The sequence below is a fragment of the Paenibacillus alba genome (assembly GCF_013204855.1).
Lineage (GTDB): Bacteria > Bacillota > Bacilli > Paenibacillales > NBRC-103111 > Paenibacillus_E > Paenibacillus_E alba.
Window position 1 is genome coordinate 1 of record NZ_JABMKZ010000032.1, and the last position, 24,495, is coordinate 24,495.

The following is a 24,495-nucleotide window of genomic DNA, read 5'->3' on the forward strand; positions in this document are numbered from 1 at the left end:
CATTTTGTATGGACACTTTCCATCCCTCGCTACATGGTTTTTCTTTATTATACTAAAAATTCAATATTATAGGGGAGGAATTCGAGTTGTTCGACAGTCTCTTTTCGGCAGGCTCAGAGCGGGTTCGATGCTGCCACCCTCCGGAGACGGCCTTTTTGGCAGGCTCAGCGTACTTTCGCGGGGATGCAGCCTTCTTCGCACGTTGAGACTGCTTTTTCGGCAGGCTCAACGCGGGTTCGATGCTGTTACCCTCCGGAGACAGCCTTTTTGGCAGGCTCAGCGTACTTTCGCGGGGATGCAGCCTTCTTCGCGCGTTGAGACTGCTTTTTCGGCAGGCTCAGCGCGGGTTCGATGCTGTTACCCGCCGGAGACGGCCTTTTTGGCAGGCTCAGCGTACTTTCGCGGGGATGCAGCCTTCTTCGCGCATTGAGACTGCTTTTTCGGCAGGCTCAGCGCGGGTTCGATGCTGCCACCCTCCAAGACAGCCCCTATTTTTAATTTTTTCATAAAAAAGATCAAATAGTAGTTCTGAATAACCATTGACATAGTACAATAGACCTACAAACATCAAGGAGCACTCCGCATGTCACACTTAAATAAGCGCTCCAGCTTCCGATTAAATCTTCAAATTCCTTTATCTGCTCTATTCAAAATTATCGGTATCAAAAATAAGGCAGCAGACACGAAACACTCCAAAATCATGATCAAGGATATCAGCGCTGGCGGCATTCGCATCCATACACCGCTGAATTTGCCGATGGATATGAATCTGCTGTTGGAGTTCACTTTTCTACTTTTTCATCAAGAAATGAAAGTGCTTGGTATCATCAAGCGAAAAATGACGCTGGAAACAACGCTCTATGAGTACGGCATCGAATTCAGCATTGCAGATCCCCTCGTGGAACAGCAGTTGATCCGGCACCTGATTCAATTGAGTACCCGGCTCAAAGACACGAATATGTTGGCCAACTGCAGCTTCTGTTCGGATGAAGATATGGCGGATATTTTATCTACGACATACGAAATTACATAGCAGCAGCCAACTTCTGAACAAACTGCTCTAAATAACGTTGATCTGTTTCGTCAAATCGGCTTAGCTTCGGGCTATCGATATCCAGCACCCCGATAAGCTCGTCGCCCAGCAGGATCGGCACTACAATCTCGGATTGTGAAGCCGCGTCACAGGCAATATGACCGGGGAAAGCTTGCACATCCGGCACCAGCACCGTTTCCCTGCGTTCCGCAGCTGTTCCACATACCCCTTTGCCCAAGGGAATCCGAACACATGCCGGAAGCCCTTGAAAGGGCCCAAGGACAAGCTCCTTCTTCTCATTCGACTGGTCGATCAAATAGAAACCTACCCAATTCACTTCGCTTAGAAACTGCCCAAGCAGGGCTGCCGCATTCGCCAAATTGGCAATACGATTCGGTTCATCATGTATCAAAGCTTCAACTTGCTGAATCAGCAAGGCATATTGTTCTTCCCTTGTGCCTTCATAGCTTCCTTGAGCAAACATCAAGTATCATCCTTCTTCCTCTTACATAGTTAGCCTCTCTATCATACCAAAAACGGCCTCCTCTCGCCAAAATGCAAAAAAAGACAGCAGGCCTTGTGCGCCAGCTGTCTTTTGCCTTATTTTTGCCCATAATAGGCGCTTGCTCCGTGCTTTCTCAGAAAATGCCGATCAAGCAGCGTCTGGTCCATAGGTTGAGACGATGGATTCAAGGTAAAGGTGCGATAGCCGATCTTCGCAACCTCTTCCAGCACAACCGCGTTGTGAACCGCGTTATGCGGATCTTGGCCCCAGCTGAAAGGAGCGTGGCCATTCACCAGAACACTCGGCACCATCGCCGGGTCCAAATCCTTGAAAGTCTCGATGATGACATTGCCTGTCTCCAGCTCATAAGCGCCTTTAATCTCTGTCTCTGTCATCAGACGTGTGCAGGGCACCTCGCCGTAGAAGTAATCCGCATGTGTTGTCCCGAGTGCCGGAATGCCTCTTCCCGCCTGTGCCCAACTGGTCGCCCAAGGAGAATGCGTATGCACAATGCCGCCAATGGCTGGGAACGCGCGATACAACGCCAAATGCGTGGGTGTATCCGAGGATGGCCTTAGCCTTCCTTCCACGATTTTCCCATCCAAATCAACAACGACAAGGTCTTCCGCCTTCAAGTCTTCGTATGGAACACCGCTGGGCTTAATGACGACGAGGCCTTGCTCGCGGTCAATTCCACTCACATTGCCCCAGGTAAAGGTAACGAGCCGATAGGTCGGCAAATCCAAATTTGCTTCCAGTACTGCCTGCTTCAAGCTCTCCAGCACGCCATCTCAACACCTTCCGATAAAATGTACGTATAATAAATCATTATACGCTTGTACGTACATGTTATCTAGATGGCGGGAAAATAAAGTTCATTAGCTTCGACTTGTATGTACAGCTTGTATCAAATTACGTATGAATAAGGGAGAAAATAATCGTCTTCCCGTCCGATTCCAGCCTAGTTTCAACAGAATAACTGCCAATTTGCTTCGTTGTAGTCTCCAGCTCACCTTTGGCAGCTGCACGCTCACAAGCGTCCGTAAATTGGCGATAGAAAATATCAGCATCATAGCCAAAAAGGAAATCTGTAAACTTGCGGATGCTCTCCATATTGCGTGCGATGGTTCCCTCATCCAAACGAAGCGTGACCCCATACGTTAGAAATTGCGGATCCAGCCATAACGACGCTTCATTACTATTGCGCTGTTCAAGCGTTGCTCCACTCATCGCAAGCCCTTTGGCTTCCGCATTTTTGAAAAGACGCAGCGTGGTTTCTTCCAGATCATAATTCGTCCCCCGCAGCTTGCCGGCTTCCTCCATTACCTCATAAGCCTGCAGCATCCGCTGGTCAGGGAAGATAAGCTTCTTATAGCTGCCATCCTTCGTAGGGACCACTTTAATGAAATCGCTTCCACTATCTACGCTGAGGCGCTTGGACTTCGTCTGTAATCTGGTAATAATTTGCAGCGCTTCCGCACGTGTCACATCACGCCCCACACCGAAATAGCCGTTCGGATATCCCTCCATAATGCCTTTTGTCATAACTTCCCCGATGAATCTCTGCTGTCTGGACGTTGCGCTTTGCAGATCGCCGAACTTGGAAGCAGCTTTGAGACTATAGACTTCATCTTCCAAATACTCGGTTTCCTTAAGCAAATAATATAAAATCTCCGCTACGTCTTCACGTTTCAGCTTCGCCTTATAGTCACTGAATTGACCTTTGCTTATAAAATGAAGATCACTAGCCAAATCCAAGTAAGGCTTCGCCCAATAGCCAACCATGCTTGGCTTGAACGTAAAATCCCGATAATCCTGCTGCAAAATGCTCTGATTGCCTGCGCTTAAAGCTTGCAGAAAGCTGGATTTCCATTTGCGCTCGCCATTTGGATATTTATCTGTAAAAGCGAGCAGCACAATTTTCACGAATTGGTCAGCCGTGACCGAATCATCTGGTCGGAAAGTTCCATCCGGAAACCCGTCCAGCAGCCCTTGCTGGGCCATTTGGCTAATTGTCTGCTCCGCCCAGTGTCCTCTTATATCCGTCAAACCTGCGGCCTCACTCTTCCCTAATCCGACACCTATTGTCATTACGCAACAAATCGTTGCAATTGCCATCCATTTCTTCCAATACCGCATCTTTCATTCTCCGCTTCTCCATGATTTTTTGGACATTAAACTGTGCCATCCTCTAGGATAAGCCTTCTAATATGCTTTGAGAACAGGCTTAAAGCCTAGTCATGAGCACGTCCAAGCACTACCGAATTCGGGACTATTGCCGCATAGACGCTGCTAATCAAGGATTCTTACCACTTTGATCCATTGACGCTATCCAGATTCGTGTGTCACTATCAAATAAAAGGCTGTTAAGGAAAGGAGTGCTGGACAATGGATTTCCAACAACTTATATCACTTATTCCGCTTATGGCGCATATCGAAGTACATGCTTCTTCACATACGTTTGAATGTCCGCCCAAGCATCACCAGTTAATCATTGTTCGCAGCGGCCATATCCAGATCCATTTGCTGCAGCAGGCACCGATCGTTTGCGCCCAAGCTTACGCTTTCCATCCCGAGCAAGGGACTTATGCCATCCAAGTACCCAAGACAAGAGCTGCCGAGTACATTCTCATCACCTATCGCATGCTGCCCGAGGACTATCCTTGGACACTTCGCGGTCCTCTGACTACCCTGAGTGAATTTAAAATTCATTACATGATCGACGAGCTTATACGTACAACTCATGATATTCATCCCCTGAATTTGGAGGAGGAAGCAGCTCATCAGTTTCGCAAACGGATGATGCTGGAGCGCATCCTGTTCATATACCTTTACGAATCCCACCTCTCAGAAGAAAAGAAATCGGCTGCCGTATCCATCGAAGAGACACTTTCCTATATTAATGAACATTATATGGTCGAGCTCACCCTCCCCATGCTGGCTAGGCGTGCGGCGATGAGCGTAGGCTATTTTACGGTTCTTTTTAAAAAGAAAACCGGTACTACCCTCATGGACTACTTGTACGACCTGCGCATTGAGAAAGCGAAAAAAATGTTCCAACAGACCGATTTGCTGGCCAAAGAGGTCGCGCAGCGCGTAGGTTTTATTGATTATTTTCATTTCAGCAAAGTTTTCAAAAAGAAAACAGGCTTTTCGCCTCGTGTCTATCTCCAACGCCAAAAAGAAATCTAGTAATAAGACATGTCTATTCTACATCACAGACATGTTCTTACCTACAATTATTCGGTATGATCCCTAATGAGAATAATAATCATTGTCACGGAGGGAATCATCCACATGAAGAACCGAATAACACGTCTTTGCTTTATCGCACTGATTAGCGTGTTTGCTATAAGCCTTGTCGCTTGTGGCAAAACGACCAATAATGAATCAGCTGCCTCCACAACAACGCCTGCGGCGAGTCAACAGCCCGCTACCCCGGCAAGCGGCAAAATTACCGTTCAAGATGCGACAGGAACCCTGGAATTGCCTAAAAAACCAGAGCGAGTGGTTGCTATGGAGTTCGGTTTCACGGATATCTTAGTATCCATTGGCGTGCAGCCTGTTGGCGTTGCCGATGATGGAAGCCCTGACTTATTCATGGATTCTGTTAAAAGCAAACTAGGTGCCTACAAGTCCGTTGGTTCCCGTTATGAGCCTAACATCGAGTTGATCAGCTCCCTGAAGCCTGACTTGATCATCGTTGACATTAATAAGCATAAAAATGCGATCGAACAACTCAAAGGCATCGCCCCCGTTCTTGTCTTGGATGATTTCCAAGCAGACTACAATCAAATGTTGAAGAACGTAGCTATTATTTCCAAAGCTGTTGGCAAAGAAGAAGAAGGCAAGAAACGTATGGCCGAGCACCAAGCAACCGTTGAAACGTTGAAAAAGAAACTCGGTTCGACCAATTTGCGTGTGCTTCCAGCTGTAGTAAATCCTAAAGGATTTTTTGCACATTCCGATCACGCTTATAGCGGTTCATTTTTGGCCATGCTGGGTTACACTGACCCGATTAAGAATGCAACAGCTTATCCGCAAATTACGTTAGAGCAGTTGGCTGAAGCGAATCCTCAAGTTCTGTTCTTGCTGCCAACCGAAAAAGAAACGATTGTTAAGCAGTGGGAAACGAATCCGCTTTGGCAAAAAATCGACGCTGTAGCGAACAAAAAAGTCTACACCGTTGAACGACGTGACTGGTCTCTTTCCCGGGGGATGCTCGGATCCGAGAAAATCCTTGAAGATCTTGTGAAGAATATGGGGCAATAATCCAATGGAACATGCCTATAAGAAGCAGAGCCGAACCTGGCCTCTGCTCTTCCTTTTTTCTGCGTCCGTGCTTATTATGCTAGTGGGAATTGTGTGCAGCTTAAAATGGGGCCAGTCGCACGTTTCGTGGCGAACACTATGGGAAGCCATCACCTTCCAAGGCAGTGACAAGGCTCACTTATATATCCAAACCTTGCGTCTGCCCCGCGCACTAATGGCGTGTATCGTTGGCATTCAACTAGCGTTGGCAGGACTGCTTACCCAGCTTACGACTAAGAATCCGCTGGCTTCGCCGCACATTTTTGGCATTAATGCCGGAGCTGCCTTGGCCGTCGTGGTAGGGTTAGTCGCTTTGCCTCATTTCGGGAATTTCGGCTTGATCGGATTTGCCTTTGTTGGCGCAGCGCTCGGGGCTTTATTGGTCTGGTCCTTGGCAGGTACGGGGAACAAACAATATGTACGGCTGGCCTTGGCGGGGATCACCATTCACTTCCTGCTGTCTTCTCTTACGGAAGGCTTCATCCTCATGAATCAACAGGCTACTGACAGCATGATTTTCTGGCTTGTGGGTTCGTTAAATCAAGCGGCTTGGAGTGATGTCCGGCTGATCCTGCCCTTTTTTATAGGCGGCGCATTGCTATTCAGCTTGATGCTCCCCTCTTTGCGGCTGCTTCTTCTTGATGATGAAATTGCTGCCGGACTGGGCCAACGCATCAATATCGTTCGCGGCATCAGCATCCTGCTGGTGATTGTTCTGGCTGGCTCTGCTGTTGCTTTGTGCGGACCTATTGGCTTCGTCTGCCTTATCGTTCCGCACATTGCGCGTGCTTTGGTTGGCTCGAATCTAACGATTCTCGGGCCATTCACCGCCGTTCTTGGGGGCATTTTACTGCTATATGCAGACTTCCTCAGTCGGTTTATTGCTTTCCCCTTCGAATCGCCTGTCGGTATCGTGACAGCTGCTGTGGGTGCGCCCTACTTTATCTATTTGGCGCGCAAGCAAGGAGGTGCACGATGAAACCGACCTCTCACGGAGTGTGGAAAAGAGCTCTCCCTTTAGTCATCACCTTCGCCGTTATGCTAATGTTGGCACTTATTTATGCCCATGTAGGGGCTGTTCGTATCCCGTATGGCGATGTCTGGGCGGGACTTACAGATGCGAAGCATCCTTCTTATTTCATTATTCATCAGGTACGTTTGCCCCGTCTCTTGGTGGGCATTCTAGCTGGCTTCGGGTTAGCTGTTGGCGGAGCGATTCTGCAAGGTATCGTCAGAAATCCACTGGCAAGCCCTGATGTTATCGGCATTACCAAAGGAGCCGGATTCATGGCCGCAGCGGTCATCTTTCTCTTCCCGAAGTCGCCAAGCTATCTGCTGCCTATCGCAGCATTTGCCGGGGCCGTGCTGGCCTTTCTTCTGCTCCTGATGCTCAGCAGACGGTTAACGCTCCGCCCTTCCTCCCTTGCTTTGGTTGGCGTTGCCATTGGAACGGTGTTTCAGGCTGGCACACAGTACCTGATCGTTAGGCATCCCAGCGATATTAACATGGCGCTGCTCTGGCTGTCCGGCAGCTTGTGGAGTCGCAGCTGGCACGATGTGTACTCGCTGCTGCCGTGGATCGCCGTGCTGCTCCCCATCGTGTGGGCGAGCTATGCCAAGCTGAATGTCTTCCAGCTTGGCGATGACATCACCGCTTCGCTTGGGCTTCACATCGCGAGGCAGCGCTTCTGGCTGCTGCTGCTCGCCGTTGCCCTTGCGGGCATCTCCGTGTCCGCCGTGGGCGCGATCGGCTTCATCGGCCTGATCGCCCCGCACATTGCGCGGAGCATCGTCGGCGGCCGGCATCAGTGGCTCATCCCGCTGGCGGCTCTGATCGGCGCGGATCTGATGCTGCTGGGCGACCTGCTTGGGCGCATCATCATCATCCCGCGCGAAGTGCCCGTGGGCATTATGACCGCCGTCATCGGCGCGCCTTATTTCCTCTACCTGCTTCGGAAGGAACGCCGAAGGTGACGGGGTCTGCGAGTTGGCGTGGGGCGGTTCGCCGGCTCTACGGACACCCGGAAATCTGGTGAATTCCGGGTTACCTTGTGAAAACCTGCGAAAGTGCAGGTTTTTTTCATCTAAACCGCTTGAAAAGATGAAATACCTGCAATTATGCAGGTATTTCAGGTCTTTTTCCCCTCTCATCGCGAAAAAGCCTTAAAAGCCTGCATAATCGCAGGAATTCACGGCTGGAGGTTAATTTAACAAGTAAAAAGATGCATAATCGCAGGTTTTTAAGGAGCATACAGAACCAAGCAGAACATAGACGCACCCGCAAACATAGCTCTTGCTAGCGCTGTTTCAGCAAATGATTGAATGCTTGTTGGAGCTTTGTACTCATTATACACTCTATTCCCTTTGCACACTTATGCCTTCAACGCTACTTATGCTTTCTACACTCCCTATATCTCTATGCTCCTTGCAAACTTATGCCTTCTGTGGTACTTATACTTTATATACTCCCTATACTCTCTACGCTCCTTACACACTTATGCCTTCTGTGCTACTTATGTTTCCTACACTCCTCATACACTCTATGCCCTTTGCACACTTATGCCTTCAGCGCTACTTATGCTTTCTACACTCCCTATACTCTCTACGCTCCTTGCAAACTTATGCCTTCTGTGCTACTTATGCTTCCTACACTCCTCATACACTCTATGCCCTTTGCACACTTATGCCTTCAGCGCTACTTATGCTTTCTACACTCCCTATACTCTCTACGCTCCTTGCAAACTTATGCCTTCTGTGCTGCTTGTGCTTTATATACTCTTTATACACTCTGCGCTCTTTGCATACATATGCCTTCTATGCTACTTATGCTTTCTATACTCCTTTTACACTCTACTCTCCTTACACACTTATGCCTTCTGTGCTACTTCTACTTTCTAAACTCCTTATACTTTCTACGCTCCTTGCACTCCTGTTACTCCTTTCACTCCCAATACTCCTTCCGCTCCCTATATCCAGTTGCCCAAACATTCCAACAGACGCACCAAATCCTTCATAGTTACTCCCAGGTATCCATACTCTCAGCATTGCACTTACACTCACTGGGCAAGCGTTACCCAGCAAAAAATAAGGGCTGTTCCACAAGCAGTCTTTCTACTTGTGGAACAGCCCCTATTTTTAGTTAACAAAGCCGTTTACCAGCGCCAACTGTTATCGCTGAATTATAGTAGCGCAGCCAATCAGCAATATATAGCATTTTGGCCAAGAAATCCGGTGAACTTCCTTGCAACTCGGCATATTTGCCATTCTGCAGCAGTTGATGAAACTCTAGGCTTTTCAGGAAAATTGCTTTAATGAAAGCTTCCTCTGTTTGTGGCTTATGCAGGTCCGATCCGCGGGAAAGCTCAATTTCTTCAATAATCACACCTCTATAATAGGGATGTACATTGACCAGTTGACCCATATCGATATAAGCAAGTCCTGTATATTCGAAAGGCAGCCAAATTAGGTTCGTCTTTCTGTCTTCGAGTTTAACCGTATAGGCTAAGCCCAAATTCAGAGCAATCGGCTGCGGATAATTGTTAACGTGTCCAGATCGTAAGTGATCCATGATATGCTCAACAAAATTCATGATGCTCTTCCTCTCCGAAGGACCTGATCTAGATGCAGTATCCTATCTTCATATTGCGTGTTAAGCCCTACTATGTCAAGACATACAATGGACAAACTTCTTGCCCGCACCCGCACATTAAAATCCAATTATCACCTACTAGTCTTAAAGCTGCAGCGGCGCAACCCAAGCTTGTCGGTCAGTTCGTAATTCGACTTTTGTCCTCATCCATTTCGTCATCTACATTTTTGTATTCCGTCTTGCGCTGTTCTGCCGTATACTTATTCTGATGGTTATATAGCATGACAAACTTGTCGAACATTGCAACATACTGTTGGCTCTGTTTCTTAATTTCATCAACCCACTGTCGTTTTTCATCCGTTTGGGCTGATGCTCCTACCCGATCCACAATGATATACTAAGCTGCGTATTCGCTTCTCTACAGCTACGGAAAGAAGTTATCTCTTCGATTCTCTGCCCGGCATCCAAAGTCCTTCGCATTTCGACCTTTTTACGATTTCCAATTTCAACAGGATAATCCGACTTAAATGCCGATCTGTTCGCGAATCATATAGCACCAGCTTGAGGTGCGGAAACCAAAAAAAGTTTTGCAAATAAAGAACTTATTTTGAACTTGCAACGTCTAATTCAGAGAGGTGAGAGAATGGAGACGACCGGTGTCCATGTATTTGATTATTTAAAGTATGTATCCGAAACAACGGATCAAAAAGCAATTTTACGCAATTTAATGGAAGCTTATGGAAGCGACGTATGGAATTATGCCTTCAGTATATGCCGGAACTCAGACTTAGCCGATGATATTACGCAAGATGCCTTCCTAAAAGTTTATCGCAATCTTACTACATTCCGCGGTGAAGCCTCGGTGAAAACCTGGCTGCTGACCATTACACGAAATACGACTTACGATTATCTACGCAAAGCATTCTGGCGCAAAGTTACGCTTGTCGGCTTTATTCAATCCGCAGGCACATCTCACTCGGCAGAAACAGAAGCCATGGAGAAATTATACGCCAGTGATATATGGAAAAAAGTGATTTCTCTTCCGCCAAAATATCGGGAGATTCTAATTCTGCATGCCCATTATCAGCTTTCAACGAAAGAAATGGCCGCCATTCTCAAGATTTCGGAGGGAACCGTTAAATCCCGACTTCACCATGCCAGACTCAAGGTGATCAGTTTGAAGGAGCGTGAAGCGCTTGAACAATCCTGATCCAGATGACTTACATAAGGAGTTGGAATCAGGACCGCTTGAGCAGCCCGGCTTTACTTCCAAGCTTCAACGCAACATCGAGGAAGCGATTGAGCAAAAGGAACGAGCGAAGCCGAGGTTCAAACCCTTTCTTTGCTTCGCCGGGGTTGGGGTTATCGCTGCAGCGTTACTGATCTTCCCTTGGCGTTCCATTCACACCCAAAGTGATGCAGCCCCTGCCATGGATGCCTCGGTCATGACGACGACAGCATCCGCCAGCTCCGTGCCTTCACCGATAAGCACAGCACTCCTTATCGGCTTAAGGACCGAGCATGAACCGACCAGCAGTACGGCAGGGCGCGGCCTCAAAGGTATGCCATACAGTACTTATCGAACTATGCTGATTGCTCCCGTTCGCGGGCAGCTGCAGAAGACGTCTGAGGGCCCAGGAATCCTGATGCCTTATAAGCAAAATTTCTGGAAAATCGACTCCCTTGTCCAACAAACCAAAACAGGCGAATTCCATTATTTATCTGCCCATCTAGCTGACCAGCCAGTGAAACCGGAAACATTCGTCGATCAACTTGATGAACAGCTGAATCGCGTAGAAACTCTGTTGTTTGCAGGGAATCAATATGTGTCCATAGCAGAATCAGAGCAAGCCCTTCGTGGCAATACGCCTTACCAAGCAGATCGCATCTGGGTGCGTACCCTGCCGCAATTGAAGGAAGGCCATACCTTACAGTTCTATAACAAACCAGTGGACAAGAACCATGTGTCCTTGTCCGAACTGTTTGGCACTGGCGACAATTCAACGCTTCCCAGAGTTATGAGCGGTCCTGTGGCGCCCAAAAGTGAGCTCACAGGTCAAAGCTGGACCGTGAAACGCGAACCTGGCCGCTGGGTCGGCAAGATTGCCGAAACCCCGCGAGTTGGCAGTACTGCACCTGACAGCTATGTGCTGCATGACTTGCCACGCCAGCTGCCTGACAAAGTCGTCAATCACGACGATCTCTGCTGCTCCTGGAACGACATTAAAGCGGCTTGGCCGCAGGCGACCGATGCCCTAACCTCTCCGCTGAACGATATGGTCGTTATCTTCGAGGGAGACCAACTGAAATTCTACCCCTACGCTCAAGCGCCGGGCAATGCACCGCAATTAGCATTGGACCTGCTGCCTGGTGAGCAGCTCGTTATGGCACAATGGGCAACAGATCATTATGTGCAGGAATGGATCGACAAAGTTGACCGATATTTATCGGACAACACAGGGAAGCGCGCCTCTGCAAGCGAGTAAGTACGAGGTCGACGGGAGTGGAACACTTGCCACAAAGTATACGTCCCGTAAGTGAATGCAAAGGAGCAATCCACAAGTAGTTTTTGTACTTGTGGATTGCTCCTTTTTTGACTTTCCTATCTACTGCCAGCCTTTGCGATCCCGCAAACGCGTGATGTGGGCAATATGATGATTGCCATGCCATGCATAATTACCGACATTCCAATCCAGACGAATGGTCTTTCCTGATTCCGGATGTACAAAGGCGCGGGCAAATTGATCTTGCTGCATCTCCTGCAGCAGGATCATCCAGCGGCTGTGCAGCGACTCCAGCAAAACAAGCGACAGCTCCACCGGAGCTGACCTGCCATCGCTTAGCTCAGCCCACCGCTCCTCATAATACGGTCTGATCGTCGGTTCTTCCTCCGTTAGCGCCAGCTTGAACCGCGTATAGCAGTTTATATGGCTGTCTGCGACGTGATGGACGACTTGGCGAAGCGTCCACCCGCCTGCGCGATACGGTGTGTCCAACTGCTCGTCAGACAGCCCAGCGACAGCCTCTCGCAGCCGAGCTGGTGTCGATGCAATATCGGCCATCCATTTGCCCAACTGCTCTTCTGTAACTTCACCCTCATGTTCAAACAATCCAATCGGGTAGCGCAACTCATCCATAGGAACACCTCCTGTATGTTTCTTTTCTCATGCTACCATTATAGCGGCATCTACATAAATTGCCCATCCGCCTGATGTTGTTCCGGCAACTCGATCTATGAGCAGCCCCCAGCCAGCAGAAGTCAGATTAACTTGTGTCAGCTCGCCAGAGTTGCCCTATTTGAAGCAATGGGAACTATGATCCTCTATTTGTCCCAGATTCACCACAAACAAAGCGCAAACGGAACTACGATCCTCTATTTCAAGCAATTGAGCCTCCATAGAGGGCAAAACTTCAAAATAGCGTATCGTAGTTCCCACTCACAACCAAAAACCATCGATTTCCGGCAAATAGCGGATCCTATTTCCCTTTCGAAGCTCTCCCTTATCCGTCTCCCTCACACACGCAAACCCTAGGCACTCTCCCCAACAAAAAGAAAGCCAACCCGTTTCTCCAGTTGACCTTCCAAGCAAACATTCGCCTGCCGCATCACGCATCGCTATCGCTATCGCCCCCGCCTAACACAGGCATCAGGCTCCGCCCCTAAAGCTTATAAACATCAATAAACGTTTGGGCAAACTGGGGGTCCCACTGAGTCCCCTTGCCTTCCGCGAGAATCGCCATGGCCTTCTCGACCGCCATGCCCTTCCGATACGGGCGATCGGACGTCATCGCATCGAACGCATCCGCGACCGCAATGATGCGACCGAACTCCGGGATATCCAGGCCTTTCAGGCCGTCTGGATATCCGCCGCCATCGTAGCGCTCATGATGGGAGCGCACGCCGGGAAGCAGAGGAGCCATAGCTTCCGCAGGCTCAATTTGCTTCAAGATAGACTCACCTAGCACCGGGTGCAGCTTGATTTGCTCGAACTCCTCGTCCGTAAGCCGACTCTCCTTAAGAAGCACAGCGTCGCGCACGCCGATTTTGCCAATGTCGTGCAGCAGCGCCGTCTTGTTCAAGAGATCGAGCTCCTGCTCATTCAAGGCAACCGCCCGGCCAATGATTAAAGAGTATTTGGCCACTCGCGTCGAATGCCCTGCTGTATAAGCATCTCTCGCATCGAGTGCCGCAGCTAAGGTGGCATAGTAGCTTTGCAGCAGTTGACTATTCATTTGTTCGCGGGCTTCAAGCCCCTTAACCATATGATTAAAACCAGCAACGAGCCGCGAAAATTCATCCGAATATAAATCGGAAGCGCGGACCTGAAGATCTCCGGCCTGGACTTCTTTCATTGCTCTGTGCAAATCTTCGATGGGCTGTTGAATGTCCCTGGTCAGCATCCGCGCCCCTAGCGAGGAGAAGCCAACGCCCAGCAAGAGAATGATGCCCGCCCATTTCCAATAATCAGCTGTGAGGCTGGAGGACTGCGAAATCAGGCGAATTTGCGTCGCCAAGCTGAACAGAAACAGCGGCATTGTGCCAATCAGGAACGCACTGAGTTGGAATTTCCGCTGAATCGACACGATCACGCGTCCATCCAGGGAGACATTCTCGCCGTATAGGCGCTGACCGACTTGGCGTATATGCACAAGCACTGGGCGGATAGCCTGAGCCGTCGAGAAAAACTCCAACAGCGCATGCATGCTCGCCACCAGCACCGCACCAATGCCCGCGAGCCCAATGTAGTACGCGGGCAGAGACAGCCATCCCATCACAATCCCTACATAAGCCAACGTCATTGCAGGGAGGGACAATCCCAAGAAATGCGGGCCAAGAATCCGTTTCACCGACAGTGCGGGAAAACGATGGGTTTGCAAGTAGGCGTCACGAATCACGACCAAATCTGGATGCTCCTGCTCCAGCATCTCGCGGATCGGCTTCATGTGTCTACGAAACACCATGAACTCTGCCAGCATCATCACGCAAAGCGAGCTGAACATGATGAAGAAAACACGTACCAATTCCGCATTCGAAATCGTTAATGTCGTCGAAATAATCACACCGCCCACCACGATAACCGCGATGCCCGAACCTATTATATAGTTACGAATTAAATCTCGTAGAAATTTCTTGTAAATCTGCATGATGCGATCCTCATTTCCAACCAGCCTGCCATCCCGCCAAAATACGAATTAATATTCCTATTGTATAGCAATCCGGCAAGTTCCGCCTTACATCTCACGCTTTTCTAACAAAAAAATGTCTTCAGCTCAAGGCTGAAGACATTTTCTCTCACACTATTCGGGTTCCTTCGCAACAATGAGTTCATTATCCTTGCCTAGAAAAGCGCGGGCTAGATCTGTGACGCTTTTGCCTGTCAGTGTCTGCGTAATTTCCGGAACCTGTGCAATCATTTTGGCGATATCGCCTGTAATTCGATTGACGCCCGAAGTCGCGCCGTCTTGCGAAATGACCGTGATTTTATCCACGTTGCTAAGTGGAGCGGCAATTTTCTCCGCCAATTCCGGTAAAATCCGCAGGATTTCCACGGTAACGGCTGCCTGCGTGTACTGCTTGTAGGCTTCCGCTTTCTTCTCCAGCGCTTCCGCTTCCGCAAGTCCCGCCAAGCGAACGACTTCCGCGTTCGCTTTCCCTTTGGCCAGCTCCGCCTCGGCCGTCGCTTGGCCGCGTTTTCTCGTCGACTCCGCATCAGCCTCCGCTTCAAGAATTTGCCGCTGCTTGTTCACCTCAGCGCGCATAATCGCCGCCAGCTTCTCCGCTTCCGCCGGCTTAATCACAGACGCTTCGAGTTCCTTCTGCTTCAGCTCAACTTCAATCTGGCGAACGGTCTTGTTCGCTTCTGCTTCCATCTGCCGGATCTTTACCTGCTCCGTCACGAGAGATTGTTGAATTTGCTTTTGCTTCAATTCATAGGCCAAATCCGCTTCCGCTTGCCGGCTCGTCGTCTCCTGCTTGAACTCCGCTTCTTTCATGCTGAGTTCTTTGCGGTACTGCGCTTCCTTCGCAGAAGCGGCGCTTTCGGCTTCAATCTTCAGCTGATGCGCTTCCGCCCTGCGAATCGCCGATTCCTTCTCCGTATCCGCTTGGCGGATTTGGATATCGCGTTCGACCTCGGCTCTGGCAATGCTGGCGCTTTTGCGAATGCGCTCTACCTCAGGAACGCCCAGATTCTCAATGTACCCTTGATCATCGGCTACACGTTTGAGCACGAAGGAAATGAGGCTCAGCCCCATTTTATCCAAATCCTCTGAGCACGTTTCTCTCATCTTGCTGTTCAATTCATCTGGATTCTTCAGGATGGATTCAACGGTCAATTGTCCCACTAATCCGCGAAGATGCCCTTCAACGGAATGCAGAATCATCATTTCCCGCTCCAGCAGCGTATGGTCCAGAAACTGCTCGGAGGCGGTTCCAATTGCCACGGGGTCACTTTGAATTTTGATCTGAGCCACCGCTTCAATTTTGAGACGAATTCCCTGCTGGGAGAACATCGGCTGATCCGGCTTCACATCGAAGCTCATCAGCATCATCGAAATCGTTTTATAGCTCTGAAAACCGGGGATAACGAATGTGCCTCCGCCCTGCACAACTCTTTTGCCACCCAAACCAAACACGATCATCGCTTCATTCGGCGGCACTTTCTTGTAGGCTTTGACAATTGAAGCCAGTAAGATAAAAACGACAAGAACAATTGCGACCACTGCATACAAAACTGTCATCATAACCGTATAACCTCCTGTTAATCCATCATCTAAGCTAGTTTATTCGGTAAACCTCGTGACAGTAGCAACACCTTTGTTCATCTGCAAAATGAGGACCTTCGCCCCTTTGGGAATGGATTCGCCCTGCTCAGAGCGGGCACTGATCGTGCGTGTCGTTCCCTGCATAACAAACATCATTTCCCCTGTCCCTGTTCCGTGAATGGGCACAGAGAGCTTCCCCAGCTGACCGCTTAGGTTGAAATCACTCTCTTTCATACTATCATCGTGCTTATAGATGACTTTGGCGAAAAGCAGGAAGAAGAGCCAACCCATGAAGATACCTGCACCAATCGCAATAAGCAGAATGAGTAAACTGCTGGTCATCCCCACTTTATTCAGAATAAAGCCGATACCGCCGAACACCGTTAAGCTGGCCAAAATGGAAGATAAATTAAAAAAGGACGGCCCCCCATGGCCTTGAGCTGAACCATGATCGGCATGAAACTCGAAGAAATCACCGCCGAAAAATGTATTCAACAGGGTAAGCGCAAGACCCACGAAAAAACATATGGCAAACAAAGTCATCATAGACTTCACCTCCTCCTAGTTTTTTTCAGAAAGCTTGCATCGCAAGTCATACACACCCATAAATATAGACGTTTCTGGGAATAAAAGGTTTCGTTCTGAAAAATTTACTTCTTGCACCGAATCGTTCCCCTTTTATGAGCGTATAAACTTTCGACTAAATTTCTAATAAAAACTAAGGAGTAGATCATCGCATGCACAAAAAGAAATGGACTTGGTGGGTATCCTCACTGCTTGCTCTTATGCTTATTACGCTAACAGGCTGCCAGACGGTACAAGGTTTAGACATCGCTGGAGTCATCAAAAATGATTGGTCTGTGACATCCTCCGAATCCAAAGGCTCGCTCCAAGTAGAGTTTCTGCCTGGCGATATCTCCAGGTTATCTGCGGATGAGCAAGAAGCGCTCAGCGCTCTGCAAAACGTGAAAATCGACCTCACCAACGTGAAGACACAAAATGCCACTCATCTATCGGCCGATGGTACGATTACATACAGCAAAGGGACAATTCCTTTCAAGCTCTCAACGGAAGGGACCAAGCTCCTGCTCAGCATCGATGGCGCTAAGAAACCGGTCGTGTTCGATCTGTTGGGCGGTTCCCAATTATCCTTCCTGCAATTGCTGCCTGAAGCGCTGCAAGAGCCATTCGGCAACAAAATCACAGAAATTAAGCCAGCGATTATTGGGCTTATTTTGGCAAATACGGCAAATCCGTCGAACGTTACTGTTGAATCCGTCACAGATACAGTTAACGGCGAATCCCTGTCTTTGCAAAAGGCTCATTTCCAGCTTACCGGCACAGAACTGGCCTCGCTTCTCAAAAAGCTGTTCAGCAACATTCTATCTGATGAAGCTGGACTGAAAGAGCTTATTAATCAATTGTACGACGTACTTTCTCCGGTTATTCAAGAACAAATCAACAATGGCGCTGCGGATTTCACTTTGAAAATCTTGAGCAACAAACAATTGGCTGTTGGGCTCGTGTATCCACGCGTTCGCGAATTTCTGGAGGAAATCTCGGCTTCCCTAGATGCCATGTTGGCTGGAGCTGGTTCCTTGGAGCAAGGTCATCTGCCCATTCAAGCCTTATTCAACAATAAATCCGCCGTGCAAATGGATATTTATGCTGATGCCGACAAGCAAGTTCGCAAGCAAGCCCTTTCCATGAGCTTACCGCTTCCGAATACGTCAGGTGCCTCCGGCCTTAAGCTTTCTTACGTTAGTGAAACCTGGAATATAAATAAGCCAGTTACAGCGGCATCCGTCGATATTTCAGGAGGAGCACTGCAAGTAGGGACGGAAGCTTCAGTGATCTACAGCTTCCTGAATAACTTGGATAAACAATCGCTGATCTACACCTTGCTTAAAAATGATTTGAAGGTCACCAAGAAGCAAGTTAGCTTGAATACGACAGGACCTGCCACGGATACTCCTCAGCCATTTATTAATTCCGATGGCTTCACGATGGTTCCGGTCCGATTCGTTTCTGAAACGCTTGGCGCTGAGGTCATCTGGAGCGGCGAACTGCAGCAAGTAACGATCAAGGACTTGTTATCCGGCGCGACGATTGTTCTAAAGCTGGACAGCACCAATGCCAGTGTCAACGGCACGTCCACTAAGCTGGATAGCGCGGCAACGCTCCATAACGGCTCAACGTTTGTGCCGATTCGTTTCATTGCCGAGCAGTTGGGCGGCGTCGTATCCTTCAACGACGACACCCGTGTCGTTACGATTAAGCGCGACTAGCCCACACAATTTGAAGCTGATGGGCTTTCGTGTATACACCCTTTACGTGCGGCTGAATAGTCTATTAGGGAACCTAGGCAAACAGCCTGCTGCCCAGAGCAGCCGCACGGTAAAGGAGCTAACGTTATGTATACGAATCCCATGCATCAGCAAGGTCATCAGGGTTATCCAGGTCATAGTCAGCAGGGGCAAGACTACCAAGGCCATGAGCATCAAGGACATCATGTCATCTACCAAGCTGAGCCAAACTGGCATCACATGTTAAGGCAAAAGAGAGATATGGTGATGGGCAGCCTGCACCCTCATGTTGGCCGGACCATTCATGTCACAACCCTAGATGGACATACGTATGAAGGTGTTCTGCTAAACGTCGATGGCCACCATGCTTACCTCCAAGCAACACCGTATAATCAATATGACGGTCAGCACAGACCCCTTTATACACCTGCCCAGTATAATCAAATTATGACGCTCGTTCTGTTCGAGCTTTTGGTTATTGTTTTGCTTTCCTAATGGAAAGCTCGCCCTCGTCCGGTCCTCTACACCGGCGAGCGGCGAGCTTTTTTATTGTTTCTCCCACCATTTGGTTAATTTTACTGGTTTAAGCGCATCTTTTACCCTTCGCCTGCGTATAATCTATCACTGCTATTTTCACTAGCTATTATAGTAATAGATAAGGAGTAGATTTGAGAGATGCAAAAAAAGAAATTGACTTGGTGGATCGCCGCCACATTAGTTCTGATGCTGTTTGCCTTAACGGGTTGCCAAACCATACAAGGGCTGGATGTGACACAAGCGATTCAGAACAACGCCCTTGTTCAATCCGCTGAGTCCAAAGGGTCGCTTCGTCTGGAGCTTGTCCCCAACCATACAAGTTCGCTGACAGCAGGCGATAAAGCGATATTGGAAGTCCTGAAAGATGTGAAATTAGAGTTAAACAACGTTAGCATGCAGGACAAACGGATTATATCCGTTGACGGTGCCCTCACTTACAGCAAGGGTTCGATTCCTTTTCAGGCAAGCTTGAATGAAACGAAGTTCGCGCTCCAAATTGAAGGGGCCAAAAAGCAAATTTTCTTTGATTTGGCCAAAGCACAAGGAGGCTCTTTTCCTACTGAGCTTACATCCAGCGTTCAAAAACAGCTGATGGATACAAGAGACGTTCTTGCACCAGCCTTGACGAAATTCATTATCGCCAATGCGCCAAATCCGAAACAAATTTCCGTCTCATCGGTTTCTGAGCAAGTTTATTCCGAGACACTTTCCTTGCAGAAGCTGCATGTGGAGATTAAGGGCAGCGAGCTTGTCCAGCTCTTAAAAGAATTCCTGACCAGCATCCTCGCCGATGAGAAGGGCATGAAGGAATTGCTCGGGCAGCTCTATGATGTTCTGGTTCCGATTATCAAGGAGCAGATGAAAGCTTCAGATGAAGATGAAGATGATGAGTTCTCCTCTCCGTTCCCTGATTTAATGAGGGCTTATCTCGATAATAAAACATTAGCTGTCGAATTTGCTTTTACAACGATCCAACAAGGTCTGCAGAAATGGCTCAAGGACTGGGATACAACGGTAGCGTCTGCGATTTCTTCCTCAAAGGATCCCCAAGCCCAAGCCTTCCTGAGCGATAAAACAGTGCTGAAAACTGACTTGTTCGTGGACAGTGATAAGCAGATTCGCAAAGTACGGGCAGAGCTTTCGTTCCCAATTACCGATGCAAGCACGGGGATAAGTGAAGTTAAACTCACTTATGTCAATGACATATGGAATATCAATAAGCCTGTAAAAGCACACCTGATTACGCCCGCTAGCGACGCCGTGGATCTTATCGAGGCAAAAGCCGAAAGCACCTCGATTCTCAGCTTTTTCAAAAAGGATTCGCAAGCTTATTCTTTTTTGAGAAACGATTTGCAAGTGGCCAAGAGGGAAGTTCATTTGCTGATGAGTCCGTCCGAGGATGACAACTCCTCCTATGATGCCAGCCATCCCTATATTAATGCCGATAATGTGTCCATGCTGCCTGTCCGTTTCATTACGGAGAGACTCGGTGCGGAAGTGAAATGGAACAAAGAAACCAAGCAAATAACGGTCACGGATGCGCTGACAGAGAAAACGATTATTCTCGAGCTGAACAGCCAGTCTGCCCAAGTGAACGGTGTGGCCGTTGCCCTAGACAGCGCTCCGGTTCTGAAGAATGGCGCAACCTTCGTTCCGCTTCGTTTCATAGCTGAGCAGCTAGGCTGCAAGATTGAATTTGACAACAATACGCACAGTGTCACGTTGACTAGGCACTAATTATTTTCCTTCTAAGCTCGCTCTCGTGTGGTCTATCCGACCAAGACGGAGCGAGCTTTTTTCATGAATGGATGAATCTCTCGTAGGAATCCTGGCAGGCAAGTGCCAGATCTTCCTCATCGGTACGGGTCAGCCTGCCGTTCTCGACGACGACCTGCCCATTGATAAGAGTATAATCCACTGGCCGTTTGAGCCCTACGGTCCCTAGCCAGGACTTCGGATCCGTCAGAGTGCCCACCGCATCCATCTGGTCGACGCGCACCATGAACAGGTCCGCTGCTTTGCCTACCTCAAGGGAGCCGATATCGGTTCTGCCTAGAATTGCGGCCCCGCCACGCGTGGCTACCTTCAGTAGATCATAGCCTGTTGGTGCTTGACTACTAGACTGCAGTCTATGCAAAAGGTAAGACACCCGCAGCTCCTCCAGCAGGTTGGACCCGTCATTAGAAGCACTGCCATCTACCGCTAAGCCAACGGGAATGCCCATTGCCAGCATTTCCGGGACTCGCGCGATACCGGATGAAAGCTTCATATTCGAAATCGGGCAATGGGCGATGCCGGTTCGGGTCTGAGCGAGCAGCTTCAACTCCTCGTCGTTGAAATGAATCCCGTGCGCATACCACACATCTGGACCTAGCCAGCCCAGACTTTCCATATAAGCCAAGGGCCTCATACCGTACCGCTCCAGCGTGTAGGCTTCTTCGTTCTTCGTCTCCGCCAGATGCGTGTGAAGCCGCACTCCTTTGGCTCTCGCGAGCTTCGCTGACTCCCGCATGATATCTGCGGATACGCTGAACGGCGAACATGGCGCCAGCACCACCTGCCTCATGGAGCCTGCACCCGGATCATGGAAAAGATCAATAAGCCGCTCACTATCGGCTAGAATCGTAGTCAGATCCTGCACCACGCTCATCGGCGGCAGCCCTCCATGATCTTTCCCCAGCGTCATAGAGCCTCGGGAAGCGATGAATCGAATGCCCAACCGCTCGGCAGCCTCGAACTGCCTGTCGATGAAATGTGCGCTGTTTGCCTGAGGAAACACATAATGGTGGTCGAACACGGTTGTACAGCCGTTTTTCATCAGATCGGCAATCCCTGTGAGTGAGCTGTGGTACACCGCATCCGGCGTAAGTCCCTTCCATATCTCGTACAGATAACGGAGCCAGTCGAATAGCTCCAGCTTCTGCACCTGCGGCAGGTTGCGTGTGAACGTTTGGTACAGATGATGATGTACATTAATCAGACCAGGGTAAACGAACATCTGAGAGGCATCGATAACTTGATCGGCCTCATCTGCATCAGGCCCTATCTTCGTTATCCGATTCCCCTCAATAAGGATATTAGCCCCTTCCAGCACCCGGTCCTCTGCGTCTACGGTTACAATCGCCTTGGCATTGCGTATTAGTAATGAACCCATCCTATCTTCCTCCTTCATACAAATAAAGGAACCAAAAAAATCCCAACCAACAAACACAATATATGAAAACATATACTGTGTTCGTAGTTAGGATTTAGGTTCCCAGTAGAGCCCCCGAACCAAATTATCGAGGTTATACGAACTATGAAATTATATCTTGCTGCAAATAAGTAGCCCCAGTATAGAGGATTTAACGGCTGTCCGTCAATCGTTTCCGATGACAAAAAAACGCTTCATCTTCGGCATTTTTGATAAGAAATGAATTTTTGGTGAAAATGGAATAAGCTTCCCACTAAATGGATATATTAACAAAGCTGCGTTAACAAGCTGTCCGGATCCATGTGATTCCGAAGAACAGACGCGCAGGCACAAATTATTGTTGGAGGTTTATGTCTACATGGAAACAGGTACAGTGAAATGGTTTAATGCAGAAAAAGGTTTTGGTTTTATTGAAATGGAAGGCGGTAAGGATGTATTCGTTCACTTCAGCGCCATTACGGGAGAAGGCTTCAAGAGCCTGGATGAAGGCGAACGCGTACAATTTGAAGTTACGCAAGGTAACCGCGGACCGCAAGCTGAAAATGTAGTCAAGCTGTAGTCCTTCACCACATATTGCTATAAACTGCTTGCGAGTCTGAGTCTAATATGACAAGGAGGAGTTCGATTGTACTTTTCAAAGAAATCGTTGGAACCTGTTCCTGAAGAGCAAACCAGCATCTGGACCTGCAGCACGGAACAGTGCTCATGTTGGATGAGGGATAACTTTTCATTCGCGGATAGTCCGGAATGTCCAATTTGTCATTCATCCATGGTCAAGGATTTAAAGATGCTCCCAACCTTATCGAACACAAGCAGCAGGCGATGAACGTTGTATCCGAAGCCCTTACTTCTCCTACATGGAGTCGTGAGGGCTTCTCTTCGGTTGCAAACCGTAAAAGGACTCCCAGAAGGAGTCCTTTTACTCACTTTTATAAAATAGTCCGTTGAAAATCTTCGGTGCTGTACGAATTCACTTCTGTTGTTGGTGTAGCCAACACAAGGATTTTCCCCTTATCCAGCTCACCCTCCAGCCGGCTAGCCTCTACCTCGGGCACGCCAAGTGCTTTCATCTTGGCCCGCAGCTCATCGCCGCGAGAACGGAAGAGATTCGCGATAGAGGTAATCACACCTTCCTCAGCCATCGTGATCTTCTCGGCACCTGTGTAATTCGCTACGAAGTCTGTACCTTCGGCACTATGCGTCAGCACATAGATGTGATCCCGTTCAAAGCCTTCCCTGTACAACTGCTGCACCTTGCTCTGCGCTTCTTGAAGATTCGCCGTCACACTCACTCTAGTATAAGTATTCATGATTATTCCTCCTCTTTCGCATCTTATTTATAAGGTTGAAGCGGTGGTCAACGGAACTAAATACGGCTGCGTCTGCCGAAAATCAGGGATACCACGAACATAATCAAGAAGACAAAGAATAAAACTTTGGCAATCCCTACTGCTGCTGAGACAATCCCAAAAAATCCGAAAACACCAGCTACGAGCGCAATGATGAGAAACATAATGGCCCAACCCAACATAGGAAACACCCTCTCTTTACTTTCAATTTGTGTTGATCTTGCTATGTCTTTTATTACCCGCTTGGCCCCGCTGTGAAACATGTCTTATTCAAATAATGAGGCTATTCTTCTTCTGGGCTTCTATCTGAACTTCGTTCTAAGCCTTGCTGCTCCAGCCTTTCCATTCTTTGATCGAGACGTTCCAGCAGAGTTTTCAACTCGATATTCTCCTGTTCGGCGCGATAGTTAATGGCAAAATCAAGGATGGCCTCCTGCTTATCCCTCGCTGCTTGGCGGTTCTGGCTCATTAGAATGACAGGGGCTTGGAAGGCCGCAATACAGGACAAAATCAAATTGAGCAGAATGAATGGCGGCTTATCATAAGCGATTGCCGTAAGATTAATAGCCATCCAACCCAGTAGGAATAAGCTGAATAGCACAATAAATGTCCAGCTCCCGCCGAAAGTCGCGATATTGTCAGCTAGACGATCCGCCCATGATGCTTTCTTCTCTTGCTGCTGCGTCAAATGCGATTTGATGTTGCCTTGATACTCTCTAACCATCAGCTTAATTCGGTCTAGCTGTTCCATGTCCAGCTGGGTGCTCTGATCCTGCTCCAATTCCTGCACCAGCTGCTCCGGTGTGCAAGCTCCGCTTATTTCCTCTCGATCCAGCTCTTCGCTCATTTCAATTCCCTTCTTTCTATGTCCAAGGTACGCGCTACTTCTTACTTAAACCTTCCGCCA

26 protein-coding genes and 1 riboswitch are annotated in these 24,495 nt (G+C 48.7%); of the genes, 12 read left to right on the forward strand and 14 right to left on the reverse strand.

The features are described 5' to 3' along the window. Nucleotides 1–357: 357 nt before the first annotated feature. Nucleotides 358–546, reverse strand: coding sequence for a hypothetical protein (locus tag HQN90_RS28455; protein WP_173225264.1), 189 nt, complete (start codon nt 544–546; stop codon nt 358–360). Nucleotides 547–583: 37 nt separating this feature from the next. Here HQN90_RS28455 and HQN90_RS28460 point away from each other — a divergent pair, with 37 nt between their 5' ends. Further along, nucleotides 584–1,033 (forward strand): PilZ domain-containing protein, encoded by a 450-nt coding sequence (locus HQN90_RS28460; RefSeq protein ID WP_173225267.1) that lies wholly within the window; start codon nt 584–586, stop codon nt 1,031–1,033. Here HQN90_RS28460 and HQN90_RS28465 read toward each other — a convergent pair. The 3 genes from HQN90_RS28465 to HQN90_RS28475 form a co-directional block, all read right to left on the reverse strand. Further along, nucleotides 1,026–1,517 (reverse strand): GAF domain-containing protein, encoded by a 492-nt coding sequence (locus HQN90_RS28465; protein ID WP_173225271.1) that lies wholly within the window; start codon nt 1,515–1,517, stop codon nt 1,026–1,028. The two genes, HQN90_RS28460 and HQN90_RS28465, sit on opposite strands and share 8 nt — an antisense overlap. A gap of 116 nt (nt 1,518–1,633) precedes the next feature. Beyond that, on the reverse strand, nt 1,634–2,323 hold the full coding sequence (gene araD / locus HQN90_RS28470) for an L-ribulose-5-phosphate 4-epimerase (protein WP_338042398.1): 690 nt from the start codon (nt 2,321–2,323) through the stop codon (nt 1,634–1,636). A 127-nt stretch (nt 2,324–2,450) separates the two neighbouring features. After that, nucleotides 2,451–3,677 carry an S-layer homology domain-containing protein gene (locus HQN90_RS28475; protein ID WP_173225274.1) on the reverse strand — a complete coding sequence of 409 codons (1,227 nt, stop codon included), beginning with the start codon at nt 3,675–3,677 and terminating at the stop codon, nt 2,451–2,453. Between the two features lie 249 nt (nt 3,678–3,926). Here HQN90_RS28475 and HQN90_RS28480 point away from each other — a divergent pair, with 249 nt between their 5' ends. The 4 genes from HQN90_RS28480 to HQN90_RS28495 all read left to right on the forward strand — a co-directional run bounded on the left by HQN90_RS28480 (nt 3,927) and on the right by HQN90_RS28495 (nt 7,823). Further along, on the forward strand, nt 3,927–4,730 hold the full coding sequence (locus HQN90_RS28480; RefSeq protein ID WP_173225277.1) for a helix-turn-helix transcriptional regulator: 804 nt from the start codon (nt 3,927–3,929) through the stop codon (nt 4,728–4,730). A 105-nt stretch (nt 4,731–4,835) separates the two neighbouring features. Then, nucleotides 4,836–5,810 carry an ABC transporter substrate-binding protein gene (locus HQN90_RS28485; protein ID WP_173225280.1) on the forward strand — a complete coding sequence of 325 codons (975 nt, stop codon included), beginning with the start codon at nt 4,836–4,838 and terminating at the stop codon, nt 5,808–5,810. Between the two features lie 4 nt (nt 5,811–5,814). Next, nucleotides 5,815–6,828 carry a FecCD family ABC transporter permease gene (locus HQN90_RS28490; protein ID WP_173225283.1) on the forward strand — a complete coding sequence of 338 codons (1,014 nt, stop codon included), beginning with the start codon at nt 5,815–5,817 and terminating at the stop codon, nt 6,826–6,828. A gap of 59 nt (nt 6,829–6,887) precedes the next feature. Continuing rightward, entirely contained in the window at nt 6,888–7,823 is a 936-nt protein-coding gene (locus HQN90_RS28495; protein WP_420851094.1) for a FecCD family ABC transporter permease, read from the forward strand. A 1,165-nt stretch (nt 7,824–8,988) separates the two neighbouring features. Here the strand turns inward: HQN90_RS28495 and HQN90_RS28500 are convergent. Both HQN90_RS28500 and HQN90_RS28505 read right to left on the reverse strand, forming a co-directional pair. Continuing rightward, a complete protein-coding gene (locus HQN90_RS28500) occupies nt 8,989–9,438 on the reverse strand; it encodes a hypothetical protein (protein ID WP_246362888.1) in 450 nt (149 codons plus the stop codon). A gap of 178 nt (nt 9,439–9,616) precedes the next feature. Then, nucleotides 9,617–9,826, reverse strand: a complete 210-nt coding sequence (locus HQN90_RS28505) for a hypothetical protein (RefSeq protein ID WP_173225289.1) — start codon at nt 9,824–9,826, stop codon at nt 9,617–9,619. Nucleotides 9,827–10,081: 255 nt separating this feature from the next. Between HQN90_RS28505 and HQN90_RS28510 the strand changes: the two genes are divergently transcribed. Both HQN90_RS28510 and HQN90_RS28515 read left to right on the forward strand, forming a co-directional pair. Beyond that, a complete protein-coding gene (locus tag HQN90_RS28510) occupies nt 10,082–10,648 on the forward strand; it encodes an RNA polymerase sigma factor (RefSeq protein WP_079410974.1) in 567 nt (188 codons plus the stop codon). Then, the gene (locus HQN90_RS28515) at nt 10,635–11,924 is read left to right on the forward strand and encodes a hypothetical protein (protein ID WP_173225292.1); all 1,290 of its coding nucleotides are present in this window, start codon (nt 10,635–10,637) and stop codon (nt 11,922–11,924) included. The genes HQN90_RS28510 and HQN90_RS28515 overlap by 14 nt, the downstream gene beginning before the upstream one ends. 120 nt (nt 11,925–12,044) lie before the next feature. Here the strand turns inward: HQN90_RS28515 and HQN90_RS28520 are convergent, their stop codons facing one another. From HQN90_RS28520 to HQN90_RS28535, 4 genes are all read right to left on the reverse strand, one after another. Beyond that, nucleotides 12,045–12,575: a YfiT family bacillithiol transferase gene (locus HQN90_RS28520; RefSeq protein ID WP_173225295.1), complete on the reverse strand. Its 531-nt coding sequence runs from the start codon at nt 12,573–12,575 to the stop codon at nt 12,045–12,047. Between the two features lie 523 nt (nt 12,576–13,098). Next, nucleotides 13,099–14,583 carry an HD domain-containing phosphohydrolase gene (locus tag HQN90_RS28525; protein ID WP_173225298.1) on the reverse strand — a complete coding sequence of 495 codons (1,485 nt, stop codon included), beginning with the start codon at nt 14,581–14,583 and terminating at the stop codon, nt 13,099–13,101. A 153-nt stretch (nt 14,584–14,736) separates the two neighbouring features. Then, on the reverse strand, nt 14,737–16,182 hold the full coding sequence (locus tag HQN90_RS28530; protein WP_173225300.1) for a flotillin family protein: 1,446 nt from the start codon (nt 16,180–16,182) through the stop codon (nt 14,737–14,739). Between the two features lie 39 nt (nt 16,183–16,221). Further along, a complete protein-coding gene (locus tag HQN90_RS28535; protein ID WP_173225303.1) occupies nt 16,222–16,749 on the reverse strand; it encodes an NfeD family protein in 528 nt (175 codons plus the stop codon). Nucleotides 16,750–16,940: 191 nt separating this feature from the next. Between HQN90_RS28535 and HQN90_RS28540 the strand changes: the two genes are divergently transcribed. The 3 genes from HQN90_RS28540 to HQN90_RS28550 all read left to right on the forward strand — a co-directional run bounded on the left by HQN90_RS28540 (nt 16,941) and on the right by HQN90_RS28550 (nt 20,783). After that, nucleotides 16,941–18,491 (forward strand): copper amine oxidase N-terminal domain-containing protein, encoded by a 1,551-nt coding sequence (locus HQN90_RS28540; protein ID WP_173225306.1) that lies wholly within the window; start codon nt 16,941–16,943, stop codon nt 18,489–18,491. 126 nt (nt 18,492–18,617) lie between these two features. Further along, nucleotides 18,618–19,004, forward strand: coding sequence for a hypothetical protein (locus tag HQN90_RS28545; RefSeq protein ID WP_173225309.1), 387 nt, complete (start codon nt 18,618–18,620; stop codon nt 19,002–19,004). Nucleotides 19,005–19,184: 180 nt separating this feature from the next. Continuing rightward, the gene (locus HQN90_RS28550) at nt 19,185–20,783 is read left to right on the forward strand and encodes a copper amine oxidase N-terminal domain-containing protein (RefSeq protein WP_173225312.1); all 1,599 of its coding nucleotides are present in this window, start codon (nt 19,185–19,187) and stop codon (nt 20,781–20,783) included. A gap of 61 nt (nt 20,784–20,844) precedes the next feature. Here the strand turns inward: HQN90_RS28550 and HQN90_RS28555 are convergent, their stop codons facing one another. Further along, nucleotides 20,845–22,200: an 8-oxoguanine deaminase gene (locus tag HQN90_RS28555; RefSeq protein ID WP_173225315.1), complete on the reverse strand. Its 1,356-nt coding sequence runs from the start codon at nt 22,198–22,200 to the stop codon at nt 20,845–20,847. A gap of 64 nt (nt 22,201–22,264) precedes the next feature. Further along, nucleotides 22,265–22,361: riboswitch (purine riboswitch) on the reverse strand. Between the two features lie 236 nt (nt 22,362–22,597). Between HQN90_RS28555 and HQN90_RS28560 the strand changes: the two genes are divergently transcribed. Then, nucleotides 22,598–22,798, forward strand: coding sequence for a cold-shock protein (locus HQN90_RS28560; RefSeq protein WP_079410998.1), 201 nt, complete (start codon nt 22,598–22,600; stop codon nt 22,796–22,798). Between the two features lie 66 nt (nt 22,799–22,864). Then, nucleotides 22,865–23,065 (forward strand): cold-shock protein, encoded by a 201-nt coding sequence (locus tag HQN90_RS28565; RefSeq protein WP_079411000.1) that lies wholly within the window; start codon nt 22,865–22,867, stop codon nt 23,063–23,065. A 103-nt stretch (nt 23,066–23,168) separates the two neighbouring features. On the opposite strand, the gene HQN90_RS28570 is transcribed toward HQN90_RS28565, so the two are convergent. From HQN90_RS28570 to HQN90_RS28580, 3 genes are all read right to left on the reverse strand, one after another. Continuing rightward, complete coding sequence (locus HQN90_RS28570) at nt 23,169–23,549, reverse strand: YflT domain-containing protein (protein WP_173225318.1); 381 nt, start codon at nt 23,547–23,549, stop codon at nt 23,169–23,171. Nucleotides 23,550–23,605: 56 nt separating this feature from the next. Further along, nucleotides 23,606–23,770, reverse strand: a complete 165-nt coding sequence (locus HQN90_RS28575) for a DUF1328 domain-containing protein (protein WP_173225321.1) — start codon at nt 23,768–23,770, stop codon at nt 23,606–23,608. A 101-nt stretch (nt 23,771–23,871) separates the two neighbouring features. Beyond that, nucleotides 23,872–24,435: a DUF1003 domain-containing protein gene (locus tag HQN90_RS28580; RefSeq protein ID WP_246362889.1), complete on the reverse strand. Its 564-nt coding sequence runs from the start codon at nt 24,433–24,435 to the stop codon at nt 23,872–23,874. Between the last annotated feature and the right edge of the window lie 60 nt (nt 24,436–24,495).

Bases quoted from the DNA above. Each gene is read 5' to 3' on its own strand.
- HQN90_RS28455 (WP_173225264.1), bottom strand. From the start codon at position 546: ATGTCAATGGTTATTCAGAACTACTATTTGATCTTTTTTATGAAAAAA.
- HQN90_RS28460 (WP_173225267.1), top strand. From the start codon at position 584: ATGTCACACTTAAATAAGCGCTCCAGCTTCCGATTAAATCTTCAAATT.
- HQN90_RS28465 (WP_173225271.1), bottom strand. From the start codon at position 1,517: ATGTTTGCTCAAGGAAGCTATGAAGGCACAAGGGAAGAACAATATGCC.
- HQN90_RS28475 (WP_173225274.1), bottom strand. From the start codon at position 3,677: ATGCGGTATTGGAAGAAATGGATGGCAATTGCAACGATTTGTTGCGTA.
- HQN90_RS28480 (WP_173225277.1), top strand. From the start codon at position 3,927: ATGGATTTCCAACAACTTATATCACTTATTCCGCTTATGGCGCATATC.
- HQN90_RS28485 (WP_173225280.1), top strand. From the start codon at position 4,836: ATGAAGAACCGAATAACACGTCTTTGCTTTATCGCACTGATTAGCGTG.
- HQN90_RS28490 (WP_173225283.1), top strand. From the start codon at position 5,815: ATGGAACATGCCTATAAGAAGCAGAGCCGAACCTGGCCTCTGCTCTTC.
- HQN90_RS28495 (WP_420851094.1), top strand. From the start codon at position 6,888: ATGCTAATGTTGGCACTTATTTATGCCCATGTAGGGGCTGTTCGTATC.
- HQN90_RS28500 (WP_246362888.1), bottom strand. From the start codon at position 9,438: ATGAATTTTGTTGAGCATATCATGGATCACTTACGATCTGGACACGTT.
- HQN90_RS28510 (WP_079410974.1), top strand. From the start codon at position 10,082: ATGGAGACGACCGGTGTCCATGTATTTGATTATTTAAAGTATGTATCC.
- HQN90_RS28520 (WP_173225295.1), bottom strand. From the start codon at position 12,575: ATGGATGAGTTGCGCTACCCGATTGGATTGTTTGAACATGAGGGTGAA.
- HQN90_RS28525 (WP_173225298.1), bottom strand. From the start codon at position 14,583: ATGCAGATTTACAAGAAATTTCTACGAGATTTAATTCGTAACTATATA.
- HQN90_RS28530 (WP_173225300.1), bottom strand. From the start codon at position 16,182: ATGATGACAGTTTTGTATGCAGTGGTCGCAATTGTTCTTGTCGTTTTT.
- HQN90_RS28535 (WP_173225303.1), bottom strand. From the start codon at position 16,749: ATGATGACTTTGTTTGCCATATGTTTTTTCGTGGGTCTTGCGCTTACC.
- HQN90_RS28540 (WP_173225306.1), top strand. From the start codon at position 16,941: ATGCACAAAAAGAAATGGACTTGGTGGGTATCCTCACTGCTTGCTCTT.
- HQN90_RS28545 (WP_173225309.1), top strand. From the start codon at position 18,618: ATGTATACGAATCCCATGCATCAGCAAGGTCATCAGGGTTATCCAGGT.
- HQN90_RS28550 (WP_173225312.1), top strand. From the start codon at position 19,185: ATGCAAAAAAAGAAATTGACTTGGTGGATCGCCGCCACATTAGTTCTG.
- HQN90_RS28555 (WP_173225315.1), bottom strand. From the start codon at position 22,200: ATGGGTTCATTACTAATACGCAATGCCAAGGCGATTGTAACCGTAGAC.
- HQN90_RS28560 (WP_079410998.1), top strand. From the start codon at position 22,598: ATGGAAACAGGTACAGTGAAATGGTTTAATGCAGAAAAAGGTTTTGGT.
- HQN90_RS28570 (WP_173225318.1), bottom strand. From the start codon at position 23,549: ATGAATACTTATACTAGAGTGAGTGTGACGGCGAATCTTCAAGAAGCG.
- HQN90_RS28575 (WP_173225321.1), bottom strand. From the start codon at position 23,770: ATGTTGGGTTGGGCCATTATGTTTCTCATCATTGCGCTCGTAGCTGGT.
- HQN90_RS28580 (WP_246362889.1), bottom strand. From the start codon at position 24,435: ATGAGCGAAGAGCTGGATCGAGAGGAAATAAGCGGAGCTTGCACACCG.